This window comes from Cupriavidus sp. 291-E7, from assembly GCF_057798835.1.
This window is the reverse complement of the sequence record NZ_JBYOJV010000012.1, coordinates 43,250-66,209: the sequence shown is the minus strand read 5'-3', so window position 1 is coordinate 66,209 and position 22,960 is coordinate 43,250. Positions and strand designations below refer to the sequence as shown.

The 22,960-nt window shown below is 64.3% G+C and carries 24 protein-coding genes; 12 read left to right on the top strand and 12 right to left on the bottom strand.

Annotated features, from left to right (window positions below; translation table 11 throughout):
- Positions 1 to 97 precede the first annotated feature (97 nt).
- Complete coding sequence (locus AC3FLX_RS21075) at positions 98 to 988, top strand: LysR family transcriptional regulator (RefSeq protein WP_488699257.1); 891 nt, start codon at positions 98 to 100, stop codon at positions 986 to 988.
- 17 nt (positions 989 to 1,005) lie between these two features.
- Here AC3FLX_RS21075 and AC3FLX_RS21070 read toward each other — a convergent pair whose 3' ends face one another.
- The 7 genes from AC3FLX_RS21070 to AC3FLX_RS21040 form a co-directional block, all read right to left on the bottom strand.
- Positions 1,006 to 2,172 carry an ABC transporter permease gene (locus AC3FLX_RS21070; RefSeq protein WP_488699256.1) on the bottom strand — a complete coding sequence of 389 codons (1,167 nt, stop codon included), beginning with the start codon at positions 2,170 to 2,172 and terminating at the stop codon, positions 1,006 to 1,008.
- A gap of 16 nt (positions 2,173 to 2,188) precedes the next feature.
- Positions 2,189 to 3,343, bottom strand: a complete 1,155-nt coding sequence (locus AC3FLX_RS21065) for an ABC transporter permease (RefSeq protein ID WP_488699255.1) — start codon at positions 3,341 to 3,343, stop codon at positions 2,189 to 2,191.
- Between the two features lie 19 nt (positions 3,344 to 3,362).
- Positions 3,363 to 4,073 (bottom strand): ABC transporter ATP-binding protein, encoded by a 711-nt coding sequence (locus AC3FLX_RS21060; protein ID WP_488699254.1) that lies wholly within the window; start codon positions 4,071 to 4,073, stop codon positions 3,363 to 3,365.
- A gap of 3 nt (positions 4,074 to 4,076) precedes the next feature.
- Positions 4,077 to 5,285: an efflux RND transporter periplasmic adaptor subunit gene (locus AC3FLX_RS21055; protein ID WP_488699253.1), complete on the bottom strand. Its 1,209-nt coding sequence runs from the start codon at positions 5,283 to 5,285 to the stop codon at positions 4,077 to 4,079.
- A gap of 73 nt (positions 5,286 to 5,358) precedes the next feature.
- Positions 5,359 to 6,771, bottom strand: a complete 1,413-nt coding sequence (locus AC3FLX_RS21050) for an FAD-binding oxidoreductase (RefSeq protein ID WP_488699252.1) — start codon at positions 6,769 to 6,771, stop codon at positions 5,359 to 5,361.
- 28 nt (positions 6,772 to 6,799) lie between these two features.
- Complete coding sequence (locus AC3FLX_RS21045) at positions 6,800 to 7,495, bottom strand: FadR/GntR family transcriptional regulator (protein WP_488699251.1); 696 nt, start codon at positions 7,493 to 7,495, stop codon at positions 6,800 to 6,802.
- A gap of 90 nt (positions 7,496 to 7,585) precedes the next feature.
- Positions 7,586 to 9,217, bottom strand: coding sequence for a sigma 54-interacting transcriptional regulator (locus AC3FLX_RS21040; RefSeq protein ID WP_488699250.1), 1,632 nt, complete (start codon positions 9,215 to 9,217; stop codon positions 7,586 to 7,588).
- A gap of 339 nt (positions 9,218 to 9,556) precedes the next feature.
- Here AC3FLX_RS21040 and AC3FLX_RS21035 point away from each other — a divergent pair, with 339 nt between their 5' ends.
- Genes AC3FLX_RS21035 through catA form a run of 7 tightly spaced genes read left to right on the top strand, consistent with a single transcriptional unit; the run spans position 9,557 to position 15,025 of the window.
- A complete protein-coding gene (locus tag AC3FLX_RS21035) occupies positions 9,557 to 9,727 on the top strand; it encodes a phenol hydroxylase subunit (RefSeq protein WP_488699249.1) in 171 nt (56 codons plus the stop codon).
- A gap of 27 nt (positions 9,728 to 9,754) precedes the next feature.
- Positions 9,755 to 10,768 carry an aromatic/alkene monooxygenase hydroxylase subunit beta gene (locus AC3FLX_RS21030; RefSeq protein WP_488699247.1) on the top strand — a complete coding sequence of 338 codons (1,014 nt, stop codon included), beginning with the start codon at positions 9,755 to 9,757 and terminating at the stop codon, positions 10,766 to 10,768.
- Complete coding sequence (locus AC3FLX_RS21025) at positions 10,761 to 11,033, top strand: MmoB/DmpM family protein (protein WP_488699246.1); 273 nt, start codon at positions 10,761 to 10,763, stop codon at positions 11,031 to 11,033. Before AC3FLX_RS21030 ends, AC3FLX_RS21025 begins: the two co-directional genes overlap by 8 nt.
- Positions 11,034 to 11,064: 31 nt before the next feature.
- A complete protein-coding gene (locus AC3FLX_RS21020; RefSeq protein ID WP_488699244.1) occupies positions 11,065 to 12,600 on the top strand; it encodes an aromatic/alkene/methane monooxygenase hydroxylase/oxygenase subunit alpha in 1,536 nt (511 codons plus the stop codon).
- Between the two features lie 27 nt (positions 12,601 to 12,627).
- Positions 12,628 to 12,990 carry a phenol hydroxylase subunit P4 gene (locus AC3FLX_RS21015; protein WP_488699243.1) on the top strand — a complete coding sequence of 121 codons (363 nt, stop codon included), beginning with the start codon at positions 12,628 to 12,630 and terminating at the stop codon, positions 12,988 to 12,990.
- A 17-nt stretch (positions 12,991 to 13,007) separates the two neighbouring features.
- Positions 13,008 to 14,069: an NADH:ubiquinone reductase (Na(+)-transporting) subunit F gene (locus AC3FLX_RS21010; protein ID WP_488699242.1), complete on the top strand. Its 1,062-nt coding sequence runs from the start codon at positions 13,008 to 13,010 to the stop codon at positions 14,067 to 14,069.
- A gap of 38 nt (positions 14,070 to 14,107) precedes the next feature.
- Entirely contained in the window at positions 14,108 to 15,025 is a 918-nt protein-coding gene (catA, locus tag AC3FLX_RS21005) for a catechol 1,2-dioxygenase (RefSeq protein ID WP_488699241.1), read from the top strand.
- Between the two features lie 172 nt (positions 15,026 to 15,197).
- Here the strand turns inward: catA and AC3FLX_RS21000 are convergent, their stop codons facing one another.
- Positions 15,198 to 15,659 carry a carboxymuconolactone decarboxylase family protein gene (locus AC3FLX_RS21000; RefSeq protein ID WP_488699240.1) on the bottom strand — a complete coding sequence of 154 codons (462 nt, stop codon included), beginning with the start codon at positions 15,657 to 15,659 and terminating at the stop codon, positions 15,198 to 15,200.
- A gap of 127 nt (positions 15,660 to 15,786) precedes the next feature.
- A complete protein-coding gene (locus AC3FLX_RS20995) occupies positions 15,787 to 16,950 on the bottom strand; it encodes an ATP-binding protein (protein ID WP_488699239.1) in 1,164 nt (387 codons plus the stop codon).
- Between the two features lie 175 nt (positions 16,951 to 17,125).
- Between AC3FLX_RS20995 and AC3FLX_RS20990 the strand changes: the two genes are divergently transcribed.
- Positions 17,126 to 17,506 carry a glyoxalase superfamily protein gene (locus AC3FLX_RS20990; protein ID WP_488699238.1) on the top strand — a complete coding sequence of 127 codons (381 nt, stop codon included), beginning with the start codon at positions 17,126 to 17,128 and terminating at the stop codon, positions 17,504 to 17,506.
- A gap of 6 nt (positions 17,507 to 17,512) precedes the next feature.
- Here AC3FLX_RS20990 and AC3FLX_RS20985 read toward each other — a convergent pair whose 3' ends face one another.
- Positions 17,513 to 17,935, bottom strand: coding sequence for a VOC family protein (locus tag AC3FLX_RS20985; RefSeq protein WP_488699237.1), 423 nt, complete (start codon positions 17,933 to 17,935; stop codon positions 17,513 to 17,515).
- Positions 17,932 to 19,662, bottom strand: a complete 1,731-nt coding sequence (locus AC3FLX_RS20980) for a Na/Pi cotransporter family protein (protein WP_488699236.1) — start codon at positions 19,660 to 19,662, stop codon at positions 17,932 to 17,934. The genes AC3FLX_RS20985 and AC3FLX_RS20980 overlap by 4 nt, the downstream gene beginning before the upstream one ends.
- A gap of 95 nt (positions 19,663 to 19,757) precedes the next feature.
- Here AC3FLX_RS20980 and ampC point away from each other — a divergent pair, with 95 nt between their 5' ends.
- On the top strand, positions 19,758 to 20,957 hold the full coding sequence (gene ampC, locus AC3FLX_RS20975; protein WP_488699235.1) for a class C beta-lactamase: 1,200 nt from the start codon (positions 19,758 to 19,760) through the stop codon (positions 20,955 to 20,957).
- 383 nt (positions 20,958 to 21,340) lie between these two features.
- Entirely contained in the window at positions 21,341 to 21,775 is a 435-nt protein-coding gene (locus AC3FLX_RS20970) for a nuclear transport factor 2 family protein (protein WP_488699234.1), read from the top strand.
- Between the two features lie 39 nt (positions 21,776 to 21,814).
- Here the strand turns inward: AC3FLX_RS20970 and AC3FLX_RS20965 are convergent, their stop codons facing one another.
- On the bottom strand, positions 21,815 to 22,393 hold the full coding sequence (locus tag AC3FLX_RS20965) for a GNAT family N-acetyltransferase (protein ID WP_488699233.1): 579 nt from the start codon (positions 22,391 to 22,393) through the stop codon (positions 21,815 to 21,817).
- 112 nt (positions 22,394 to 22,505) lie between these two features.
- Between AC3FLX_RS20965 and AC3FLX_RS20960 the strand changes: the two genes are divergently transcribed.
- Positions 22,506 to 22,952 carry a universal stress protein gene (locus AC3FLX_RS20960; RefSeq protein WP_488699232.1) on the top strand — a complete coding sequence of 149 codons (447 nt, stop codon included), beginning with the start codon at positions 22,506 to 22,508 and terminating at the stop codon, positions 22,950 to 22,952.
- Positions 22,953 to 22,960 lie beyond the last annotated feature (8 nt).

The window sequence follows — 22,960 nt, the reverse complement described above, 5'->3', positions numbered from 1 at the left end:
AATTGGGGGCGTTGGACCGCAGTGTAGTCGCGCTGCAAAAATTCCAGTCATGATTTAAAATTCGCGGCTTCAGTCGAAATATTCATGAAAAACTTCCATGCCGATCGACATCCGCGCCTTGCGCTACTTCGTCGAGACCGCGCGCCTGAAGAGTTTCACGCAGGCGGCGGCATCGCTATACGTCACGCAATCGACCATCAGCAAGATGGTCAAGCAGTTGGAGGACGAAGTGGGCCAGCCGCTGCTGATCCGCGAAGGCAAGTCGGTGCGGCTGACCGATGTCGGCAGGGTGGTCTACGACCGGGGGCAGGAAGCGCTGGGCGTGGTGCACCGGCTGACGCTGGAGGTGGCGGACCTGTCATCGCTTGGGCGGGGCCAGCTGACGGTGGGCATACCGCCGATGGTGAACCTGTTCTTCTCACCCGCCGTGAGCGCGTTCCGCAAGCGTTATCCCAATCTGCAGCTCACTTTGTCCGAGCATGGCGGGCAGGTGGTGGAGCAGCAGGTGGCCAATGGCGAACTTGAAGTTGGCGCCACCGTCTTGCCGGGCGACAGCGGATTGGCGCTGGAGACGCGTCAATTCGCCAAGTATCCGATCTGGGCCGTCGGCCCGCACCGCGCGGCATGGGCCAGTGGCCGCACGGTCACGCTTGAAGCATTGCGCGACGAGCCGCTGGTGATGTTGACCGACGAGTTCTCGCTGACGCGCAAGCTGCGTCAGGCCTTTCTGGACGCACGCATCGAACCCCATGTGGTGGCGCAGAGTGGCCACTGGGACTTCCTGGCGTCGATGGCCGCGGCGGGGCTAGGCACCACGTTCCTTCCGGAGCCGTTGCTGGCCAGGCTGGAAACCCGCGACAAGCTGGCCGTGGCCCGCCTGACGGAGCCGACGATGGACTGGGCGCTGGCCCATATCTGGTCACCGGGGCGGTATCTGTCGCACGCGGCGCGCGCGTGGCTGGAGGTTTGCGAAGAAGTGATGGGGTAGGCGGCAGGGGGTATCGCTCACCGCGCCCGCAATGCATCCACGATCTTGAGCCGCGACGCGCGCAGCGCCGGCAGGAATCCGCCGATCAATCCCATCGCCATCGAGAACAGCAAGGTCTTGACGATGATGGCCGGTGTCAGCACGAAGCGGAACGACAGGTCGGCGAATGTCTGGAAGTTGGTCGTCGAGAATGACGCGAACTGCATCAGCGACGCGCAGAGCAGACCGGCGATGCCCCCCACCAATCCCAGCAGCACCGCCTCGACCAGGAACGCCATCAGCACATTGGTCCGTTGAAAGCCCAGCGCGCGCAGCGTGCCGATCTCGCCGACGCGGTTGGCCACCGAAGCGTACATCGTGATCATGGCGCCGATCATCGCGGCCACCGAGAAAATGGTCGTCAGCGTTAGCCCCAGGATATTGATGAACGCCGACAGCGCCTTGGACTGGTCGCTATAAAACTGTTGCTCGCGCTTGGCCTCGTTGGCCAGGCGCGGGTCCACGTCGATATCGGCGCGGAACTTGTCGAAGGCGTCGGTATTGGCCAGCCGCAGCACCATCGACGAATAGCTGATACGGCGGAACGACTGCATGAGCTGGTCCACGTCGCCCCATATTTCGGAATCGAAGCCGCTGCCGCCTGCGTCGAAATGGCCCACCACGGTCCAGTCGCGCTGCGCAAAGCGCAGATGGTCGCCGATGCGAACGTTGCCATACCCCTTGGCGATGCCGCTGCCGACGATGATTTCGGCCGAGCCCGGCTTGAACATGCGTCCTTCGGTCAGGTGAACCTGCGGCCGCAGTGACGCACCAAGCGGCGACACGCCACGGATCACCACGTTCGACGGCGTCGTATATCCAGTCTTGGTCAGCGAGATCAGCACCACGGCCTCGCGCGACGCCATCGGCCGGCCTTCGGGCGTCATGGCGATGGAAGGGTACATTTCCAGCGCGGCGGCCTGGTCGCGCGAGATGGCGCTCTGGATCTCGGTTTCGGCGCCCTTGCGGATCACCACGACGTTGTCGCGCTCGCCCGTGGTCACCAGCGTCTGCTTCAGGCCGGCGTCGAGCATGAGCATGGTTGCAAAGACAAACACGACGAGCGCCAGGCCGCCGGCGGTCAGCGTCGTGGTCAGGCGTCTGGCCCAGACGTTGCGTGCGATGTAGTGAAGCGGGATGACCATCTGCGTTCGATCCCGGTTAGCCAATGGCCCGCAGGCCCTCGACGATCCGCACGCGCGCGGCTTGCACGGCCGGCACGATGGCGGCCGCCAGCCCCACCACCAGCGCGCAGGCGGCCTGCATCATCATGGTCTCGTGGGACACCGTAAAGACCGGGAACACACCACCCACCGCCTGCTTGAAAAAGCGGGCGGCCGGTGGTGTCAGTAACATGCCCAGCGCGCCGCCGAACGCGCTGATGATCATCGATTCCCCGAACACCAGTATCGACAGGAAGCCGGGGCCGAAGCCCAGCGCCTTGAGCGTGGCGTACTCGGTGATGCGCTCCCGCGCGCTCATCGCCATTGCGTTGGCCATCACGGCCATCACGATCACGATCACCACGTAGGACACCACGCGAATGGCCGCGATGATCTGGTTGGACATCGCCACAAAGCCGAGCTGGAACGCCTGCTCGGTCTCGGTCAGCGTTTCGGCCAGGGAATTCTTGAAGACGTTATCGACGGCCCGCGAGATCGCGGCGGCATTGTCCGGATTGTCGACGCCCAGGATGAAGACGCCCACCTGGTCGGCCTGTTTCGAGGTTTTCTTGCGCACCGTCTCGTTCAGGTAGTCCCAGTGGAACACCATCTGGCGAGTGATCGTGCTTTCGTCGCGGCCTTCCATGATGCCGCGCACCACAAAGTCCCATGTGCCCGCGTAGATCGTGCCCTTGATCGGGATGACGTCGCCGATCTTGAAGCCATACAGATCCGCCAGTTGCCGACCCACGAGCGCGCCCCGGCGGTCGCGCTGGTAGTCGGCGCGCTGTTCGGGCGGGACGATGAATTCGGGATACAGGTCGAGGTAGTTGTCCGATACGGCGAACTGGGCGAAGAAATTCTTCGGGTCGCGGTAGACGCCACCGAACCAGTTCGAGCGCGCTACCTGGGTGACGCCGTCGACGCCCTTGATCCGGTACTCGTAGTTGAGTGGCAGCGCAAATGTCAGCGAGATCGCGTTGCGGGTCACCAGCCGCGCATTCGACGCCGCCGACGCGCCCGCATACCAGGCGTCGACCACGGTCTGCAGCAATCCATAGGCCAGCACCGCAATCACCAGCCCAAGCACGGTCAGCGCGGTGCGCAGCTTGTGGCGCATCGCGTTGCGGGCGATCAGCTTGGGCAGGTACATGCGAAGAATCCTCGATGCTTCAACCGCGCGGCTCGGTCTGGATCAGTTCACCTTTTTCCAGGTGGACCAGCGATTTGGCGGCCTCGGCGGCATGCGCGTCGTGCGTGACCATGATGATGGTCTTGCCGACGTCCGCGTTGAGCCGTTGCAGCATCGCCAGGATTTCCGTGGCGGAGTTGCGGTCCAGGTCGCCCGTCGGCTCGTCGGCCACGATCAGCGTCGGGTCGGTGATCAGCGCCCGGGCAATCGCCACACGCTGCTGCTGCCCGCCTGAAAGCTCGCTCGGATAATGATCCATACGGTCGGCCAGTCCCACCATGCCCAGCACCATCTCCACGCGCTCACGCCGCTCCGCGCGGCTCAAGCGGGTCAGCATCAGCGGTAATTCCACGTTCTCATACGCGGTCAGCACCGGCATCAGATTGTAGAACTGGAAGATGAAGCCGACGTGCGCGGCGCGCCAGTCCGCCAGCGACGCCTCGGGCAAGGTCGAAATGTCGACGCCGCCCACCAGAAGCTCGCCGCTGTCGGGCCGGTCGATGCCGGCGATCAGGTTCAGCAGCGTGCTCTTGCCAGAACCGGACGGCCCCATCAGCGCGATGAAATCGCCGGCGGCGATATCGAGCGAAATGTCGGAAAGCACGGGCACTGTCTGCGCGCCGCGCTGGTACGACTTCGCCAGATGGCGGATCGAGACGAGGGGAGCAGGCGCTGCGTTGGCTTCGGCCATAGCTTATTTCTTTGTCACGGTGACCTTGGCGCCATCCGCCAGCTTGTCCGCTGGGGCCAGCACCACGGTGTCGCCGGGCTTCACGCCTTGCACGGCCACCAGTTCGCCAACCTTGGCGCCGCGCGTGACGGCCACCTGCCGGACCTTGCCATCGGCCAGCAGGAAGACCACGGGCTTGCCGTCGCGCTCCACTACGGCGGACGGCTGCACGGCGGTCAGCGGCTTGCTGTCCTCGGGCGGCACGGGCTTGGACAGGAAAGCGATCTTGGCACTCATATCGGGCAGCACGCGCTGATCGCGGTCGACAAAGCGGATCTTGACCAGCACCGTGGCCTTGGACCTGTCGACCGTCGGCACGATGCGCGAGACACGGCCGGCCATGCGCAGGTTGGGCAGGGCATCGAGCAGGATTTCGCAGGGTTGCTCCACCGTGATCCTGGCGATGTTCGATTCGGCGACGTCGGCTTCCACTTCGAGCGTGTCCATGTCGGCGATCGTGACGATCGCGCCCTTGGTATCGGCGGCGGCAGAGAACGGCGTGATGTTGTCCCCGACGTTGGCATGCTTGATCAGCACCACACCGTCGAACGGCGCGCGGATCACGGTCTGCTCAACCGCCACTTCCGCCGCGCGCGCATTGGCCTTGGCCGAGGTGATCGACGCCTGCGAATTGCTGATGGATGCACGCGCCTTGTTGTAGCGGGCCACGTCGGCGTCGTACTGCTGCTTCGAAATCGCCTTCGGCTCCAGCAGCATTTCCGAGCGTTTCAGGTTGACCTCGGCATCGCGCAGTTCCGCCTGCTGCAACTGGAGGTTGGCTTCTGCCACCTGCACCTGCGCGCGCGCCTGGGCTGCCGACGCCTCGACATCGCGGCTTTCGACGCGGGCGATGATTTCGTCCTTCTTCACGCGCGAGCCTTCCAGCACGCCCAGCCATTCCAGGCGGCCCTGCGCCTTCGATGCCACGGCGGCTTTGCGCTGGGGTACCACATAACCCGTGGCGTTCAGCAGCGTGTAGTTCTGTGAGGGGTAGGCGGCCGTGATCGTGGTGGTTTCCACGGGCTGCGGACCCGCCAGCCGCGCGCCCACTCCGATGACCACCAGCAGGATCACTGCGATGATCGCGTAGCGCACCCAGCGACGGCGCCGGCGCGGAGCCGGCGTCATGGCGCTGCGGTCGATTTTCAGCTTGCTCAGGTCTTGATCAGCCAATTTGGGAACCGTTCTGTGGCGGTATGCAGGAAAAGGCTCCCAGTATAGCGATTGGACCGGGCGGTGAACGCTGTCAGAGCAGCTTGCCCGGATTCATGATGCCGCTGGGGTCAAACACCTGCTTGATGGCACGCATCAGCCGCAGTTCGAGCGGGTCTTTCAACGCCAGGAAGGCGTCGCGCTTGAGCTGGCCGATGCCGTGTTCCGCGCTGATGCTGCCGTTGTAGCGGGCCACTTCCTCCATCACTTCGTCGCTGACGGGCTTGCCTTCGCCGAGTGCCCACTTGGGGTCGGCGCCCAGCGGGCGCGACAGGTTGTAGTGCAGGTTGCCGTCGCCAAAATGGCCGAAGATGAACGGGCGGATGCCAGGGTGCCGCGCGTGCAGCCGCGCTTCCATCGACGCCATGAATTCCGGGATGATCTCGATCGGCAGCGATACATCGTGCTTCAGGTGCAGGCCGTCGGCGCGCTGCGCCTCGGAGATTTCCTCGCGCAGGCGCCACAGGCCCTGCAACTGGGCCAGCGATGCGGAAACGGCCGCGTCCAGGCACAGGCCCTGTTCCAGGGCCTCGCCGATGACCGATTCCAGCAGCGCGTTGAGCACGTCCTCCGATGCCGTATCGGCGATTTCCAGCAGCACATAGGCCGGATACCGTTCGGAAAAGGGCGCCTGGACGTTTTCCGCGTGGGTCAGCACCAGGTCAAGGCACGCCCCGGTGAAGAATTCATAGGCTTGCAGCCGGGCGCCGCAGCGTGCGAAGAGCAGCGAATACAGTTCCAGCGCCTGCCGTGACGATTCCACCGCGGCCAGCACCACGGCGCGCGAATCGGCGCGGGGCGACAGGCGCAACGCGGCGGCCGTGATGATGCCGAGTGTGCCTTCCGAACCGATCAGCAACTGCTTGAGGTCGTAGCCGGTATTGTCCTTGCGCAGCGTGCGCAGGCCATGAAAGATCTCGCCGTTCGGCAGCACCGCTTCCACGCCGAGTACCAGCTCGCGCGTCATGCCGTAGCGCACGACATTGACGCCGCCGGCATTGGTGGCCAGGTTGCCGCCGATCTGGCATGAATCCTCCGCGGCCAGCGACAGAGGGAACAGCCGGTCGTTTTCCTCGGCGGCGCGGCGCAGATTGCCGAGGATGCAGCCCGCTTCGGCCACCATCGTATTGGCGATGGTGTCGATCGAGCGGATCTTGTCCATGCGGTCGAGGCTGATCACGACGTTGGCGTCGTTGACGTCCGGCGCCGCGCCGCCGCACAGCCCGGTATTGCCGCCGCGCGGCACCACGGGCACGCCGGCCTGCTGGCACAGGGCCAGCGCCTGCGCTACCTGTTCGGTGGTGCGCGGGCGGATCACGGCCTGGGCATGGCCCTTGTACAGGCCGCGCCAGTCCGACAGCCACGGCGCGACATCGTCTGGCGCGGTGGCAACGACTTCGGGGCCGAGGGCTTCGGTCAGGCGTTGGGCGAATGGCATGTTGGACATGATGTGACTCGGTCGCTCGATTGGAGATTCAGGGCTGACGCAGTGGCAGGCCCAGGCGGCCCGCGGCATTGCGAAGATGTTCCGTGGCGCGCTGGCGGGCCAGATCGGCATCGCGGGCGCGAATGGCATCGAAGATCGCCACGTGCTCGGCATGCACCTGCGCGGGCAGGCCGGGCTGGCGGCTGGAATTGACGCGCGCCGTGCGCACGGCGTGATGCAACTGCAGGTTCATGTACTGCAGCAACTGCAGGTAATACGGGTTATGCGTGGCCGTGGCGATGGCGATATGAAACTGGATATCCGGCTCCACGCCGTGTTCGGCATCGTCGATGCGCGCGGCGATGGCATCGAGCAGGGCGGCCATGCGGCTGACGTCCTCGCTAGTGCGATGCCGCGCCGCCATTGCGGCGGCCGCGCTTTCCAGGTCGATCCGCAATTCGAAGATGGCCGCCAGGTCCGTGACATCGGCATTACCGGCCAGGCGGAAACCGCTGTCGCTGACGCGCGAACGCACGGTGCTGCCCAGCCCCTGCCGGCTTTCGATCATGCCTTGCGAGCGCAGGTGCTCCGTCACTTCCCGGATGACCGCGGCACTGACGCCATAACGCTCAGCCAGTTGCTTGCCCGTGGGCAGCCGCGCGCCAACGGGAAATACTCCGTCGGCGATCTCGCCGCGCAATTGCTGGATCACGCGCTCGGTCAGGGTGAAGGGCCTAGTCTGCATAGGCCGCTACCTTACGCTTTTCTGGTTATATGAAAACTAGGGGTAAATACTTATTCGGCGAGGCCGCGCGCGCCGGCTCGGGAAGCCTGCCTACTTCTTCAGCCGATACGCCAGTTGCGGGCGCGTAATCCCGAGCATCCGTGCCGCCGACGACAGGTTTCCCCGCGTCGTCGTGATCGCCAGCTGCATCAGCCTTGCCTCGATCTGCGGCAATGACACCTGGTGGTTCAGCAGTTTTTCGATCAGCGCGTCGGCATCCTCGCCGGCGTCCTGGCTTGCCGCGCCGGCCTGTTGGCTGGCAAACAGATGCGGTACATCGATCATTCCCGTGGCCGGGGCCAGCAGCACGCCGCGTTCGATCATGTTTTCGAGTTCGCGGATATTGCCGGGCCAGGGGTACTGCACCAGCGCGTCGCGCGCCCGGCCGGTCAGGCCGCGCACCTGTTTCTGGTACAGCGCGTTGAAGCGCGTGATAAATGACTGCGCCAGTTCGGGGATGTCTTCCTTGCGGTCGCGCAGGGCGGGAATCGAAATCGGGTAGGTGCTGATCCGGTAGAACAGGTCGGCGCGGAACTGACCTTGCTTGATCGCCTGGGCAAGGTTGACGTTGGTGGCGGCAATCAGCCGCACGTTGACCTTGCGGGCTTCCACACCTCCGAGCCGTTCCACCTCGTTGTTCTGCAACACGCGCAGCAGCTTGACCTGCGCGGCGGGCGGCAGGTCGCCGATTTCATCGAGGAACAGCGTGCCGCCGTGAGCGCGCTCGAAGCGGCCCGGGCGCGATTGCTGGGCGCCGGTGTACGCGCCTTTTTCCACGCCAAACAGCTCCGATTCGATCAGTTCATGCGGAATTGCCGCGCAGTTGACCGCGATGAACGGCTGCTCGCTGCGCGGGCCGTTGTCATGCAGCCAGCGCGCGAACATCTCCTTGCCCGCGCCGGTCTCGCCGGTCAGCAGCACGGTGATATGGCTGTCCGCCGCGGCCGACAGCAGCGTGAATGCCTCGCGGAACGCGGGCGACTGGCCGATCAGGTTGCCCTGGTTGGCGCCGCACAGCGTTTCACGCAGCGTGCTCACTTCCTGCTGTAGCGAGAGCAGGTCGCTGATCACGGAATCGGGCTCGAAGTACTTCAGGTATTCGGCATCGTCCCATTCCTCGGCGGGCTTGCCGACGATGCGGCACTGGTCGTCGCCACGGCGCGCGCATTCGGTTTCCTTGTAGATGACCAGCCGATCCATGAAGGTGCTGCTGTAGCCCGATGCGTAGCCAAGCTGCACCCAGCAGCCGGCTTCTTCGCGGCTCAGCTCCTCGTTGAATGGGGCTTCGCCCTCCCACGAATCCTTCCAGAGAAATTCGCCGTAGAAGTGCCCGGTGTTGCGGTCCACCTCCAGGCGCACCGGCTCGACGCGCGTCACGCCTTCGAGCATGTGCAACTGCGGCCCCCACAGGAACGCTTCGTGCGGTGAGCTGGCCAGTTCCTCCTTGCGCTCGCGCTTGACCATCTCGGCGTCGCGCATGCCTTGCGCGTAGCCCATGCGGATCAGCAGACCCTTGCCGCGCTCCAGCCCGAGGGTGTCCAGGATCTCGCGGCGCAGATAGCTCAGCGCCTCGGTGTGCATCAGGACCATGCGCGATTCGCCCAGGCGAATCTGCGCCGCCTTGGCATCGATGGTCAGCAGCGACGCCAGGTCGAACGGCGGCGGTTTGGGGGGCGTTGTCATCCTCTCACTCCAGAATCCTTGCGGGCGTTTTCTGCCGAAACACCTCGGTCTTGCCGCAAGCCTAGCACGGGCTTTCGCATCGTCGGATAGGGGCAAATGCGGCCTGTCGAACCAATGCTGCAACGCAGCGCGGGGCGATTTGATCATTTGATGAAATCGGCCCTGATCACCTCACCAAATGATCAAGCGGCCTGGCCCCGAAAATTCACCCGCATCGCCCGCAAACCCTTGTGCCACAACGATTGACGCCTGCTGGCACGGTGCTCGCTATATGTCTCGCACCAGACTTCGAAAAAAATGCGCCGCGGCCCGGCGCGTGCAAGGCAACAGGAGCGAGACATGCCACTTTCCCCATCCGACCAGCGCTATGTGCGCGTGGTGGAACGCGACGAACGCTGGGTCGAGTTCGAGTTCTCGATCGGCGACCCACAGATCTTCGTGGAGCTGGTGATGCCGCCGGAGCAGTTCCAGTCGTTCTGCCGCGAACAGCGCGCCCAGTTGCTGCAGTAACGCAATCACACCCACAAGGAGACAGCCATGCAAATCGATATCCGGACCGACAGCAGTGTCAGTCCGATCCGGCAGACCTTTGCCCATATCGCCCGGCGGCTCGGCGCGGACAAGCCGGCCACGCGCTACCAGGAAGCGATGTTCGACCTGCAGCCCGTGACGAGCTTTCACTATCGCCCGCTCTGGCAGCCGCAGTACGAGCTTTACGACGTGCGCCGCACCCGCGTGGTGATGCAGGACTGGTATGCGCTCAAGGACCCGCGCCAGTACTTCTACGGCGCGTATGTCAACGCCCGTGCCCGCCAGCAGGACACGATGGAGAAGAACCTCGAATTCGTCGAAAAGCGCGGCCTGCTCGGCACGCTGCCGGCGGAGACGCGGGAGCTGCTGACGACGGCCATCGTCCCGCTGCGCCACCTGGAGTGGGCGGCCAACATGAACAACGCAGCCATCACCGCCTACGGTTTTGGTTCGGCCATCACGCAGGCGGCGATGTTCCACACGATGGACCGCCTGGGCATCGCGCAATACCTGACGCGCATCGGCCTGCTGATCGGCGACAAGGAAGCCGTGGACCAGGCCAAGACCGCATGGATGGAAGACATGGCATGGCAACCGCTGCGCCACGCCACGGAAGACCTGCTGGTGCGCGACGACTGGTTCGAGCTGCACGTGGCGCAGAACCTGGTGCTCGACGGCCTGGTGTATCCGCTGGTCTACCAGCAGTTCGACCGGCGCCGCGCGGATATCGGCCCCGCGTTCTCGCTGGTCACCGATTTCATGGCCACCTGGTATGGCGAATCGGCACGCTGGGTGGACGCCACGGTGAAGACGGCCGCGCAGGAAAGCCCCGGCAATGCGGCGGTGATTGGCGAATTCGCGTTTGGCTGGCTCGACCGGTTTACGCACGCGCTCCGGCCGCTGGCGATGCGGCTGTTCGATACCGATGCCGACGCCGAACTGGGGCAAGCCGTGGACGCGCTGCGCGAGCGCCTGAACGGCCTGGGCCTGATCCAGCAACAGGGAGACCAGCATGAGTGACGCACCCGTATTTATCGCACTGCAAGCCACCGACGACATGCGCGCCGTGATCGAAGCGATTGAAGCCGACAACCCGCACGCCAAGGTCACCCGCTACCCGGCGATGGTCAAGATCGACGCACCGGGCCGGCTTTCCATCCTGCGTGCCAGCGTGGAAGAGCGCATTGGCCGCGAGTGGGATGTGCAGGAACTGCAGCTCGGCCTGATCTCGCTGGCCGGAAATATCGACGAAACCGAAGACGCGTTCGTGCTGGCCTGGCACTGATCCGCACGCACAGACAGCAGGAGAGAGACAAATGATCACCGCTACCGCCACTGCGGCCGCCGCCCGCGCCGCCGCGAAACCCAAGCTGTCGCTCAAGGAGAAGTACGCGATCCTGACGCGCGACCTGGGCTGGGACACCACCTACCAGTCGATGGACAAGGTGTTTCCGCACGACAAATTCGAAGGCATCGTGATTCACGACTGGGACGGCTGGGAAGACCCGTTCCGCCTGACGATGGATGCGTACTGGAAATTCCAGTCGGAGAAGGAACGCAAGCTCTACGCGATCATCGACGCCTTCCAGCAGAACAACGGCCAGCTCAATATCAGCGATGCCCGCTACGTCAATGCGCTGAAGCTGTTCCTGACCGGTGTGTCGCCGCTGGAGTACGCCGCGCATCGCGGCTTTGCGATGGCCGGCCGAAGCCTGCGCGGCGTGGGCGCGCGCGTGGCGTGCCAGATGCAATCGATCGACGAGCTGCGGCATTGCCAGACCCAGGTCCACACGATCAGCCACTACAACAAGTTCTTCAACGGATTTTCAGATTGGCGCCATCTGCATGACCGTCTCTGGTACCTGTCGGTGCCGAAGTCGTACTTCGAGGACGCGATGACGGCCGGGCCGTTCGAGTTCATCACGGCCATCTCGTTCTCGTTCGAATATGTGCTGACCAATCTGCTGTTCATGCCGTTCATGTCGGGCGCCGCCTACAACGGCGATATGGCCACGGTGACGTTCGGCTTCTCGGCCCAGTCCGATGAGTCGCGCCATATGACGCTCGGCCTGGAAGTGGTCAAGTTCATGCTCGAACAGGACCCGGCCAACCTGCCCATCATCCAGAAGTGGATCGACAAGTGGTTCTGGCGCGGCTACCGGCTGCTGACGCTTGTGGCAATGATGATGGACTACATGTGCCCGAAGCGCGTGATGAGCTGGAAGGAAGCCTGGGAGATCTATTTCGAGCAGAACGGCGGCGCGCTGTTCACGGACCTGGCGCGCTATGGCGTCCGCATGCCGAAGTATCACGAGCAGGCGGCAAAGGAGAAGGATCACCTGTCCCATATCGCATGGTCGATCTTCTACAACTTCAACCACGCGGCGGCGTTCCACACCTGGGTGCCGGAGCCGGCCGAAATGGACTGGCTCGCGCAGAAGTATCCGGACAGCTTCGATCAGCACTACCGTCCGCGCTTCGACTACTGGAAGCAACAGCAGGAGGCCGGCCAGCGCTGGACCAACCCTGGCTTGCCGATGCTGTGCCAGATCTGCCAGATCCCGATGGCTTTCACCGAGCCTGACGACCCGACGCAGATCTGCTACCGCCATGCCGAACACAACGGCGAGCACTACCACTTCTGCTCGGATGGTTGCCGTGATGTGTTTCTGGGCGAGCCGGAGAAATACGTGCAGTCGTGGCTGCCCGTGCACCAGATCTTCCAGGGCAATTGCGGCGGCGCCACGTTGCCCGAGGTGCTGGACTGGTACCACCTGAAGCCGGAAGACCGCGGCGACTATGCCGATTCGCCAGACCGGGCGAACTGGCAGCGCTGGACCGGGCACGAATAAGCACAGCGCAACCAAGGAGACAACATCATGCCAGTCATCGCATTGGCGCCCGGCTACACGGGCGAAGTCCGCGATCGCGTGGAGAATTTTCATGGCAACCAGCTCGTGTACTTCGGCTGGGACCGACACCTCCTGTTCTGCAGCCCATTCACGTTGCCGCTGCCGCCCGACATGCCGTTCGGCGCGTTGGTCGACAACGTGATCGTGCCGCTGCTGGGGGCGCATCCCGAGGGCGCATCCATCGACTGGGCCAAGGTCGAATGGCTGCGCGGCGAAACGCCGTTCACGCCCGACGCCCAGGCCAGCCTGGTCGCCAACGGGTTGGGCCACAAGTCGCTGCTGCGGCTGCGTACTCCGGAACTTGGCGGTATTGCCGGTTCCTGCAATTGAATTGAGTGGAGGTTGTCATGAGCTATCAACTGACCATCGAACCGCTCGGCCAGACCATCGACGTTGCCGAAGGCCAGACCGTGCTCGACGCCTGCCTGCGTGCCGGCATCTGGCTGCCACACGCGTGCGGCCACGGCCTGTGTGGCACCTGCAAGGTCCAGAGCCTCGAAGGCGAGCTCGACCACGGCGAAGCGTCGCCGTTCGCCCTGATGGATTTCGAGCGTGAAGAGGCCAAGTGCCTGGCCTGCTGCGCCACGCTGTTGTCGGACATGACCATCGAGGCGGACATCGAACCGGACCCCGATCACGAGTGCCTGCCGCTGATGGATTTCACGGCCGAGGTCACCCGGATCGAGGCACTGACGCCCACCATCAAGGGTGTGTTCCTGCGCGTCGAGGGTGCCGATGCGCTGCGCTTCCAGCCGGGACAGTACGTCAACGCCTGGATCGGGCAGGAAGCGGCCCCGCGCGCGTTTTCGATTGCCTCGGCGCCGTCATCGGACGAGATCGAGCTGAATATTCGCCTGGTGCCGGGCGGTAGCGCCACGACCTACGTGCACGAAAAGCTCGCGGTCGGCGAGCGGCTGCAGCTCTCCGGTCCGCTGGGGCGCTTTTTCGTGCGCAAGAGCGATCCGCGTCCGCTGGTGTTCATGGCGGGCGGCTCGGGACTGTCGAGCCCGCGCTCGATGGTGCTGGACCTGCTGGATTCCGGCGATCCGCGACAGATCGTACTGGTGCAAGGGGCGCGCACCGCCGACGAACTGTATTACCGCGAGTCGTTCGAGGCGCTGGCCGCCCGGCACGAAAACTTCACCTATGTGCCCGTGCTCTCGGCCGAGCCGCAGGACAGCGCGTGGGCTGGCGAGCGCGGCTATGTGCATGACGTGGCATCGAGCCACTTCGGTCACGACTTCCGTGGCTGGCGCGCCTACCTGTGCGGGCCGCCGCCGATGATCGAAGCGTGCATCGCAAAGCTGATGCAGGGGCGGCTGTTCGAGAAGGACATCTTCACCGAGAAATTCCTGTCGGCCGCGGACGCCAGCCAGGCCACCCGCAGTCCGCTGTTCCGTTCGCTGTAACGACGTAGTCAGACAAAGACCCCACCAAGGAGACAATGATGGACAAGATCCAGATCGACGCCGTGCTCAACCGTATCGAAGAAAACACGGGGCAGAACGCCAACCCGCGCATTGCGGCCATCGTGCACCGGATGGTGCGCGACCTGTTCCACATGATCGAAGACCTGGACGTGCAGCCCGAGGAGTTCTGGTCCGGCCTGAATTTCCTGGCCGAGGCTGGCCGCGCGGGCGAGCTGGGGCTGATCGCGCCGGGGCTTGGATTCGACCATTTCCTGGACCTGCGCATGGATGAGGCCGAAGCCAGGGCCGGTATCGCGGGCGGCACGCCGCGTACCATCGAGGGTCCGCTGTATGTGGCTGGCGCACCGGTGGCGCAGGGCGAGGCACGGCTCGATGACGGTACCGATGAAGGCGAGGTGCTGGTGATGGAAGGGCAGGTCAGGGACGCTGGCGGCAAGCCGTTGGCCAATGCCGTGGTGGAAGTCTGGCATGCCAATTCGCTGGGCAACTACTCGTACTTCGACCCTACGCAGAGCGCTTTCAACCTGCGTCGCAGCATCGTGACCGACGGGGAAGGGCGCTATCGTTTCCGGAGCATCATGCCGGTGGGCTATAGCGTGCCGCCCAATGGCACGACCGACCGCCTGCTGAAGCAGCTCGACCGTCACGGCACCCGCCCGGCGCATATCCACTTCTTTGTTTCGGCGGCGGGGCATCGCAAGCTGACCACGCAGATCAATATCGATGGCGATCCGTACCTGTGGGATGACTTTGCGTTCGCCACGCGCGACGGGCTGGTGCCGCCGGTGACGCGCGTCGATGACCCGGCCGCGATGCAGGCACTGGGCGTCAACAAGCCGTTCGCGCAAATCCGCTTCGATTTCACGCTGCACGCGGACAGCGCCAGCGCGCCGCAAGCCGAAGTGGCACGGCAGCGGGCAGCGGTTGCGGTTTGATTCGTTCCGAGGCGCCACGTGTTTTCGCCCCTCTCCCGCGATGCGAGAGAGGGGCGGCGGACAGCGCCAGCGGTTCAAGCCGAGACGATCCCGGCGTGAGCCGCCGGCCGTCTACTTCCATCGTTCATGAATGGGAGAGGCAGGAAACCACTCGGAAGACCATCGGAAGAACTTACATCCCCGGCGGCGGATTCAGCGGAATCTGGTTGCGCAGGCTCAGGTTCATGACGTTCCAGGCGCGGATGGCGGCCACGGTATACGACAGTTGCGCGATTTCTTCCTCGGAGAAATGTTCGCGCAGTTCCGGATAGGCCTTGTCGGTATCGTCACGATGCGGCAGCGCGTTCATGGCCTCGGCCCAGCCCAGCGCGGCGCGCTCGCGGGCATCGAAGAACGGCGCTTCGCGCCAGCCGGCGATGGCGTTCAGGTGGCGCGGGTCCACGCCCTGCTTGATCAGGTCGCGCCAGTGCATGTCGATGCAGAGGCCGCAGCCGTTGATCTGCGACACGCGCAGCTGGACCATTTCGACGAGGCGCTCGCCCAGCGAGCTGTTCTTGCACGATTGCGACAGCGCAATCAGAGCCTTCTGGCTGGCCTGGGCAAGGGGGAAGAAGTTGAAACGTGCTGCAGTCATGCGGTTCACCTTTTCGTCTGGTTAAGGAGGCCGGACGCGGCAATTCGCATCCGTTTGCCTGTAAGACGAGCCGGCGAACACGGTTGTGACAGGATTCTCGAAATTTTTTCTTGTGAGGCGTTTTGCCTCAGAGCTTGCCTTCGATCGCCTTGCGCTCGCGCCACATTTCCTGCACGAACGGGTCGGTGATGCCGTACAGGCCGTGGCCCTTGCGCATGATCAGGTTGGTCGCCATCAGCTCGTTGACCACGGGTTGCGCTTCCTCCACCTTGACCTCGCGTCCGATGGCCCTGGAATAGGCCGCTGCCGCCTCGGCGGAAAACAGCCCGCGCGCGTCGCCTTCGGCCAGCGCAATGCGGTCGAAGATGGCCGTGGCCAGGCCGCCAAGCTGCTCCAGCTTCATCAGCTCGATATCGGCGGCCGTCGAACGCAGGGTGTTGGCGATGACCGGCAGGTGCTCGTCGGGGTTGCTGCCGGGCGGCAGGTGATAGTGCAGTTGACGTAGCGCCTTGATCATTTCCTCGGGACGATTTCCCAGCGTCTGAAACGCTTTTACGGCGACGTCGAGCGAGGGCTGGGCCGTGAAGCCCTCCGCCGCCAGCCGCTCCAGCAGGTACGCCACGTATTCCTGATCCAGCACCGGATAGGCCACCGACGTGGCCCCCGTGAACGCCTGGTTGCGCCGGGCCGTCAGCTCGCCCACCAGCGCCCGATGAGATCCCGTGCCGACAAACAGGAAGTGGCCCAGCGTATCGGGCCGAGGATTGATGGCATCGCGCGCGGCCTTTAGCGCCAGCAGCATCTGGTTGCCTTCCTCAGATGTGATGGCGTGCTGCACTTCGTCGACGATCAGCACGACGTCGGTGCGGCCTTGGTCCACCACTTCGGCAAGTGCCTGAGCCAGCGTGGCGCCGCCCGGTTCTCCCAGGCTATCGAGCTTGAAACCGAACTTGAAGCCGAACGCACCGACGTCCGCGCCAGCCAGCCGCTTGAGCTTGCGCTTAGCCGCGGCCGGTGGTGACTCCAGTTCTTCCAGCTTCTTCCTGACCGCGTCGCGGATCAGCGTGGCGGGGCTGCGCTGCGTGTCGCTCCACAAATCCACATAGATCACGATGGCGCCCAGGTCTTCCAGCGCGGGAATCAGGTCGTTCAGCAGGAAGGTGGTCTTGCCGATCCGCCGCAGCCCCGACAGAAACAGGCCGGAGCGCAAGCCTTCGTCCAGCACGCTCGGATGAAGGAGCTGCCTCGCCATCTGGCGTGCGAGCACGGGGCGCTTGTAGACATAGCTCATCGCAGGTTTAGGATGAATTATTGGATTCCAATAATTATATGGATTCCATAATTCAAAGTAAAACGGCTGGCAACCGTGCTGGCACGAACCGGTGATGAAAGTGCATAAAAATTCACACAACGACGATTGACCTGCTGGCAGAATGGCCGTCCGCTAACAAATCAGGAAGCGAGCCATGCAGTTGTCACCAGCGATTCCCATCCTGCGTATCTTCTCGGTCGACAAGGCAAAGGAGTTCTATCTGGACTTCCTGGGCTTCACGCTCGATTGGGAGCACCGTTTCGGAGAGAACTTTCCGCTCTATGCGCAGGTGTCGCGCTCCGGGCTGACCCTGCATCTGAGCGAGCATTACGGCGACGCCACGCCCGGTTCCGCGATCTTCGTGCCAATCGACGATGTCGACGCCATGCACCGGGAACTGACTGCACGGGAATACCGGTACGCGAAGCCCGGCGTGGAAGACGCCGGCTGGGGCCGGCAGCTCCAGGTCAGGGACCCGTTCGGCAACCGGCTCTGCTTTTGCCAGCAGTCCGAGCCGGACGCAACGGCGTCGTAGGGCGGCTCAGTCGGCCGGCAGGATCTGCGGATTCCAGACCGCTTCCCAAAGATTGCCTTCGGGATCCTGGAAATAGCCGGCATAGCCGCCGTAGAACGTGTCTTGCGCCGGCTTGACGATGGTGCCGCCCGCACTGGCGGCCTGCGCCATCACCTGATCGACCTCGGCCTTGCTGGTCACGTTGTGGCCCATCGAAAAGCCGGTGGGGCACGGTGCGCTGGCGGGCAGGCCCGTGTCCCAGGCCAGGTTGTCGCGCGCCCACAGTGCCAGTTTCAGGCCGGGCTGCAAGTCGAAGAAGGCCACCGCGCCGTGTTCGAACTGCTTGCCGATGATGCCCGGCGTGGCAAGACCCAGCCCATCACGATAGAAGCGGACCGCCCGTTCCAGGTCCGCCACGCCCAGGGTCACAACGGAAATACGAGGCTTCATGTTGACTCCTGCAAGGGGCTGGGCACGGCCGGCGCGGTGTCATCGAGACGCACGTCCCGCAACAAGGCCGTTGCCTTGGCAATCGCACGGGACAGGCGCGCAATCTCGTTCAGATGCTCGATCATGTCGTTGGCCAGCCGGAAGTTCGTCACGTCCTCGGGGCTGCTGAGTTGCAGCCCGGCCATGATGCTCTCGCGCGCCGTCGAGGCCATGTCTTCGAGCATCGGCTTGGCGGCCACGATGCGTGCCACGGCGTCGATGTCGGGATGCGCCACGGTATTCACCGCCTGCTTCAGCTGTTCGATGACCGCGCCTGCAAAGGTCATGGCGTCGGCATTGCGCAAACGGTCGATATCGGCGCTTTGTGACAGCCGGCGCTGGCTCAGGGCCAGCATGCTGGTCGTGGCCACCTCCCGAATCGCATCCATCGTGGCGGCAATCCGCGTCAGATCCACCATCTGCCGGCTTTCGTCCTCGCCGTCGTTGCCATCGGACAACTGGCCGATGTAGCCGATGATGGCCGTGCTCAGAGACTCCGCCGCCTGGTCCTGTCCGGCGATCGACACAACGTCCTGCGCCGTGCCGCGCATGGCGATTTCGGCGCCGCGCTCGACCAGTCCCTGCACCTGGCGGCCCAGGCTGGACAATTCCAGCTGCACCCGCGCAATGCCCAGCGCGGGCATGTCGAGCAATGTTTCGTCCAGATAGCGCGGTACGCCGGGGTCATGCAGCGTCTTGCGGGTCGGCGGCGCAATCCGCTCGGCGAGCCGGCCGATCGGCCCCGTGAACCAGATCAGAATCGCCGTACTGACAATGCTGAAGATGGTGTGCGCATTGGCGGCCTGGCGCGGCGTTTCGGCGGCCAGGCGTGCGGCGCCGGTCAGTTCCGGCGCGCTGGGCGACACCAGTCGTACAAGATCCGCGAACTGCGGAATGATGAAGGCGAAGAACAGGACGCCTAGGACATTGAACAGCAGGTGGACAATGCCCACCTGCGTCGCTTCGGCATTCTTGCCAATCGATGCCAGCAGGGCCGTGCCGCAGGTTCCGACGTTGGCGCCCAGAATCAGCGCGATACCGGACTCCAGCGGAATCAGCCCCTGGCTGCCGAGTGCAATCACGATAGCCAGCGTGGCGGCGGAGCTCTGCACGATGGCCGTGAAAATCGCGCCGATCAGGATGCCCAGCGCTGGATTGCGCATGTCCTGCATGGCCGCGATAAACGGCTCGTAGTTGCGCAACGGGCGGGTGGCATCGCCCATGAATTCGATGCCGAGGAACAGCATGCCCAGACCCAGCAACACGCCGCCGAGCTGGCGCAACAGTTCCCGCCGGGCAAACGCATGCAGCAGAAAGCCCAGCGCCAGCAGGAACGGCGTGACCGCCGAGATATTGAAGGCGATGATCTGCGCCGTCAGCGTCGAGCCGATGTTGGCGCCCATGATCACTGGAATCGACTGCGCCAGCGTCATCAGCCCCGCCGATACAAAGCCGACCAGCAGAACCGTGGTGATCGTGGAGGAATTCAGCAGGGCAGTGAGACCCGCGCCCGCCAGTACGCCGCGCAGACGGCTCGCGGTCAGCGTGCCAAGCATCGACTGGAGCCGCGCACCGGCAATCGCCTTGAGTCCGCTGGTCATGCACTCCAGGCCATACAGAAACAGCGCCAGCCCGCCAACCAGCAGACCGACGATTTCGAGCAGGTTCAACGAGGCACCGGGCTGCATGACGCATGACCTTTCAGGGGCGACGAGGCTGCCATTGTAAGGCGAGGCGTCGCGGATACAATGCGTTCCTTGCCCCGCCCAGCCCCGATATCCCCATGCGTTTCGCCCCTGCCTCCCGTATTTCATACCGCCTCGGCCTGGTCGCCCTGATCGTATCCGCCTGTGCCGGCCCAGCCTTGGCCGCGCCCGATAGCGGGCCGGATGCAATCCGGCAGGCCGTCGATACGGCCATCCGCCCCGTGATGGCCGAATACAAGGTGCCGGGCATGGCCGTGGCCGTCACCGCCGCAGGCAAGCACCGGGTATTCAACTATGGCGTGGCATCGCGGCAGAGCGGGCAACTGGTGACCGACGACACGATTTTCGAGATCGGGTCCGTCAGCAAGACGTTTACCGCGACGTTGGCGGCTTATGCGCAGGCGCGTGGCGCGCTCTCGTTCGACGACAAGGCCGTGAAATACCTGCCGACGCTGGCCGGCAGCGCCTTCGATCGCATCAGCTTGCTGGAACTGGGCACCTACACGGCCGGCGGCCTGCCGCTGCAGGTACCGGACGAGGTCAACACCATGCCGCAGATGGTGGAATGGCTGCGGCAGTGGCAACCGGATTTTGCGCCGGGAACGCACCGGCGCTATTCGAACGTGAGCATCGGCATGTTCGGCCTCGCGGCGGCGCAGGCGCTGGATACGTCGTTCGAATCCGCGATCACGCAGCAACTGATCCCGAAGCTTGGCCTGCGGCAGACCTGGATACAGGTGCCGCGAGCGCGCATGGTCAACTATGCCTGGGGCTACAAGGACGACAAACCGGTGCGCGCCACGCCCGGCGTGTTCGACGGACAGGCCTATGGCATCAGAACCACGGCGGCGGACATGATCCGCTTTGTCGAGTTGAACATTGATGGCCAGGCGGTGGCCGACACCGCGCTGCGTCAGGCGCTGGCCGCGACGCATACCGGCTACTTCCGCGTCGGCGCGATGACGCAGGGTCTGGGATGGGAGCGCTATGACTGGCCGGTGACGCTGGACGTCCTGCTGGCCGGAAACGACACGAGCATGGTGCTCGACGCCAAGGCAGCGCAGCGGATCGATCCGCCCCAGCCGGCACCGGCCGATGTGCTGATCAACAAGACTGGCTCGACCAATGGCTTTGGCGCCTACGTGGCCTATGTACCCGGCCGGCGGATCGGTATCGTCATACTGGCCAACCGCAACCTGCCGATTCCGGCCCGGGTGAAGGCCGCGTACGCGATCCTTCAGGCGCTGGACAGCGCCAGCGCGCCGGCAGCACGATAACCGCGGCTAAGCGTTCCCATCGGCATCACGGCGGCCGTGGCGCATCCACGGCCCGCCGTCCATCGTCCATCGCCCGTTTGAAACAGCCCTGGCCAGAAAAAAAAGAACCCACCTGACGGGGTCAGGCGGGTTTGCAGGGGGAGGTTAAACAGGACGGGTCAGGTCCTGCGATGAAGCTTAGAGTGAGGCACATTCACGCGCTGTAGGAGTTTGTCTGATTTTGTATTTCTAGCATTTTTGGCGCAACTTTTGCCGCCGAATGCAGGTAATGCATGGTTGGTCAGTCCGCGCGGCATCCCACTGGCAATTTCGATGTCGACACGCTACGATGCATTCTATGCAACCAGTTGCATATTAAAAATCATCGTCACGAGGAGACCTGCATGGACGTTCAAGGCCTGATCCCCGCTGCCCAGCAAACGCTGGCGGCCTGGCACGCGCTGCTGGCGCGCAATGCGATGGAGGAACTGGATCCGCTGCTTTCCGACCGGATCGTGTTTCGCTCACCGGTGGCGCACACCGCCTATCCGGGGCGCGCCGCCATCAAGCTCGTGCTGAAGACCGTGAACACGGTATTCAAGGAATTCACTTACCACCGCGTGTTTGCCTCGACGGACGGCCGCAGCGTCGTGCTGGAGTTCAGCGCGGAGGTCGATGGCAAGGCGCTCAAGGGTATCGATATGCTGCGCTTCGACGAGGCCGGCAAGATCGAGGAATTCGAAGTGATGGTGCGGCCGATGTCCGGCCTGCAGGCACTGGGCGAAGCGATGGGCGCGAGGCTTGCCGGGCAGAAGGCCGTGCTGGCGGGCGCTGGCTGAAGCAGGCTGGCCCCGCGCTCGGGAGATCGCCCGAATAATTTAGGCGGATGTCTTGTCGTCCGGCCGTTTCAGGTCGAGCCGGACGATATGCTGCGTGGGGTCGTCCGGGCACACGGTGTCGGCAAATCCAAGCCGGTGGGCCAGCCTTCGCATCCCGACATTCGACGACAGCACATAGCCCTCGATCGCGTCGAAATCGGACAGGCGCGCGAAATCGACAAGTGTCTGCAGCAAGATCCGGCCCAGCCCGGTCGACTGCCAGCTATCGATGACGGTGATGGCGAACTCGCAGGTTTCGGGCCTGCCCGGGATGGCGACGTAGCGTGAGCCGCCGACGAGATGCCCCGTTTCGCTGTCACCGGCCACCGCTACCAGCGTGCATTCCTTGCCCGGCACCGGATGCACGACGTCATAGAGCAACCTATCGGGCAGGTCTTTCATGAAGGCCATGAAGCGCGTGTAGCGTGATCCTTCGGACAGCAGGGCAAACGATTCAAGCACGCCGTCCGTGTCATCGTCGCGGATTCTGCGCAGGACCACGTGCTGGCCATTTCGCAATGTGAGGTGGGCGGGCAATTGCGGCGCTAAGCCGGACTTCGGAGGGGAGTCGGCAGGCATGGGCGGCATCCGGGCGTGGGCGTGCTGTCATGGTAGGCAACCGCACGGGTGGCGCCAACTGCAACTTGCAGTATGCTCGCGGGGATCGATCCAACCCGGAAAGGAGCGTCCGATGACCATTATCGTGCTGGCGATCGATGGGTCCGCCCATAGCCATGCCGCCACGACCTGGGTGGCGGCCACCGGCGCGCTGGCCGCGCCGCGCGTCGTTCATCTGGTGCATGTCTCGCCCGTGCTGGGGCGCACCGGTTTCGGCACCGTCGAATTCGAGCAGGAAAACCGCGAGCAGGCGCGCGAGGCTTTTGAGGCGGCCCACCGCATTCTGGCCGGCCGTGCCGACGACATCCACGATCACTGGCTGCGCGGCGACGCCGTTGAAGGCATCGTCGGGTTTGCAGCAGAGCACGGCGCGGACCTGCTGGTAGTGGGCGCCAAAGGCGTAGGCCCGCTCAAGGCGGCGCTGACCGGGTCGGTGGTGTCGAAGGTCGTGGCGCAGTCGAGCGTGCCGACCGTCGTCATCAATTCGCCCGACGCACAGGACGCGAACGCACCGGCCTAGCTGGCGGA

Coding starts and splice junctions, on each gene's coding strand:
- AC3FLX_RS21075 (WP_488699257.1), top strand. CDS start 98: ATGCCGATCGACATCCGCGCCTTGCGCTACTTCGTCGAGACCGCGCGC.
- AC3FLX_RS21070 (WP_488699256.1), bottom strand. CDS start 2,172: ATGGTCATCCCGCTTCACTACATCGCACGCAACGTCTGGGCCAGACGC.
- AC3FLX_RS21065 (WP_488699255.1), bottom strand. CDS start 3,343: ATGTACCTGCCCAAGCTGATCGCCCGCAACGCGATGCGCCACAAGCTG.
- AC3FLX_RS21060 (WP_488699254.1), bottom strand. CDS start 4,073: ATGGCCGAAGCCAACGCAGCGCCTGCTCCCCTCGTCTCGATCCGCCAT.
- AC3FLX_RS21050 (WP_488699252.1), bottom strand. CDS start 6,771: ATGTCCAACATGCCATTCGCCCAACGCCTGACCGAAGCCCTCGGCCCC.
- AC3FLX_RS21045 (WP_488699251.1), bottom strand. CDS start 7,495: ATGCAGACTAGGCCCTTCACCCTGACCGAGCGCGTGATCCAGCAATTG.
- AC3FLX_RS21040 (WP_488699250.1), bottom strand. CDS start 9,217: ATGACAACGCCCCCCAAACCGCCGCCGTTCGACCTGGCGTCGCTGCTG.
- AC3FLX_RS21035 (WP_488699249.1), top strand. CDS start 9,557: ATGCCACTTTCCCCATCCGACCAGCGCTATGTGCGCGTGGTGGAACGC.
- AC3FLX_RS21030 (WP_488699247.1), top strand. CDS start 9,755: ATGCAAATCGATATCCGGACCGACAGCAGTGTCAGTCCGATCCGGCAG.
- AC3FLX_RS21025 (WP_488699246.1), top strand. CDS start 10,761: ATGAGTGACGCACCCGTATTTATCGCACTGCAAGCCACCGACGACATG.
- AC3FLX_RS21020 (WP_488699244.1), top strand. CDS start 11,065: ATGATCACCGCTACCGCCACTGCGGCCGCCGCCCGCGCCGCCGCGAAA.
- AC3FLX_RS21015 (WP_488699243.1), top strand. CDS start 12,628: ATGCCAGTCATCGCATTGGCGCCCGGCTACACGGGCGAAGTCCGCGAT.
- AC3FLX_RS21010 (WP_488699242.1), top strand. CDS start 13,008: ATGAGCTATCAACTGACCATCGAACCGCTCGGCCAGACCATCGACGTT.
- catA (WP_488699241.1), top strand. CDS start 14,108: ATGGACAAGATCCAGATCGACGCCGTGCTCAACCGTATCGAAGAAAAC.
- AC3FLX_RS21000 (WP_488699240.1), bottom strand. CDS start 15,659: ATGACTGCAGCACGTTTCAACTTCTTCCCCCTTGCCCAGGCCAGCCAG.
- AC3FLX_RS20995 (WP_488699239.1), bottom strand. CDS start 16,950: ATGAGCTATGTCTACAAGCGCCCCGTGCTCGCACGCCAGATGGCGAGG.
- AC3FLX_RS20990 (WP_488699238.1), top strand. CDS start 17,126: ATGCAGTTGTCACCAGCGATTCCCATCCTGCGTATCTTCTCGGTCGAC.
- AC3FLX_RS20985 (WP_488699237.1), bottom strand. CDS start 17,935: ATGAAGCCTCGTATTTCCGTTGTGACCCTGGGCGTGGCGGACCTGGAA.
- AC3FLX_RS20980 (WP_488699236.1), bottom strand. CDS start 19,662: ATGCAGCCCGGTGCCTCGTTGAACCTGCTCGAAATCGTCGGTCTGCTG.
- ampC (WP_488699235.1), top strand. CDS start 19,758: ATGCGTTTCGCCCCTGCCTCCCGTATTTCATACCGCCTCGGCCTGGTC.
- AC3FLX_RS20970 (WP_488699234.1), top strand. CDS start 21,341: ATGGACGTTCAAGGCCTGATCCCCGCTGCCCAGCAAACGCTGGCGGCC.
- AC3FLX_RS20965 (WP_488699233.1), bottom strand. CDS start 22,393: ATGCCTGCCGACTCCCCTCCGAAGTCCGGCTTAGCGCCGCAATTGCCC.
- AC3FLX_RS20960 (WP_488699232.1), top strand. CDS start 22,506: ATGACCATTATCGTGCTGGCGATCGATGGGTCCGCCCATAGCCATGCC.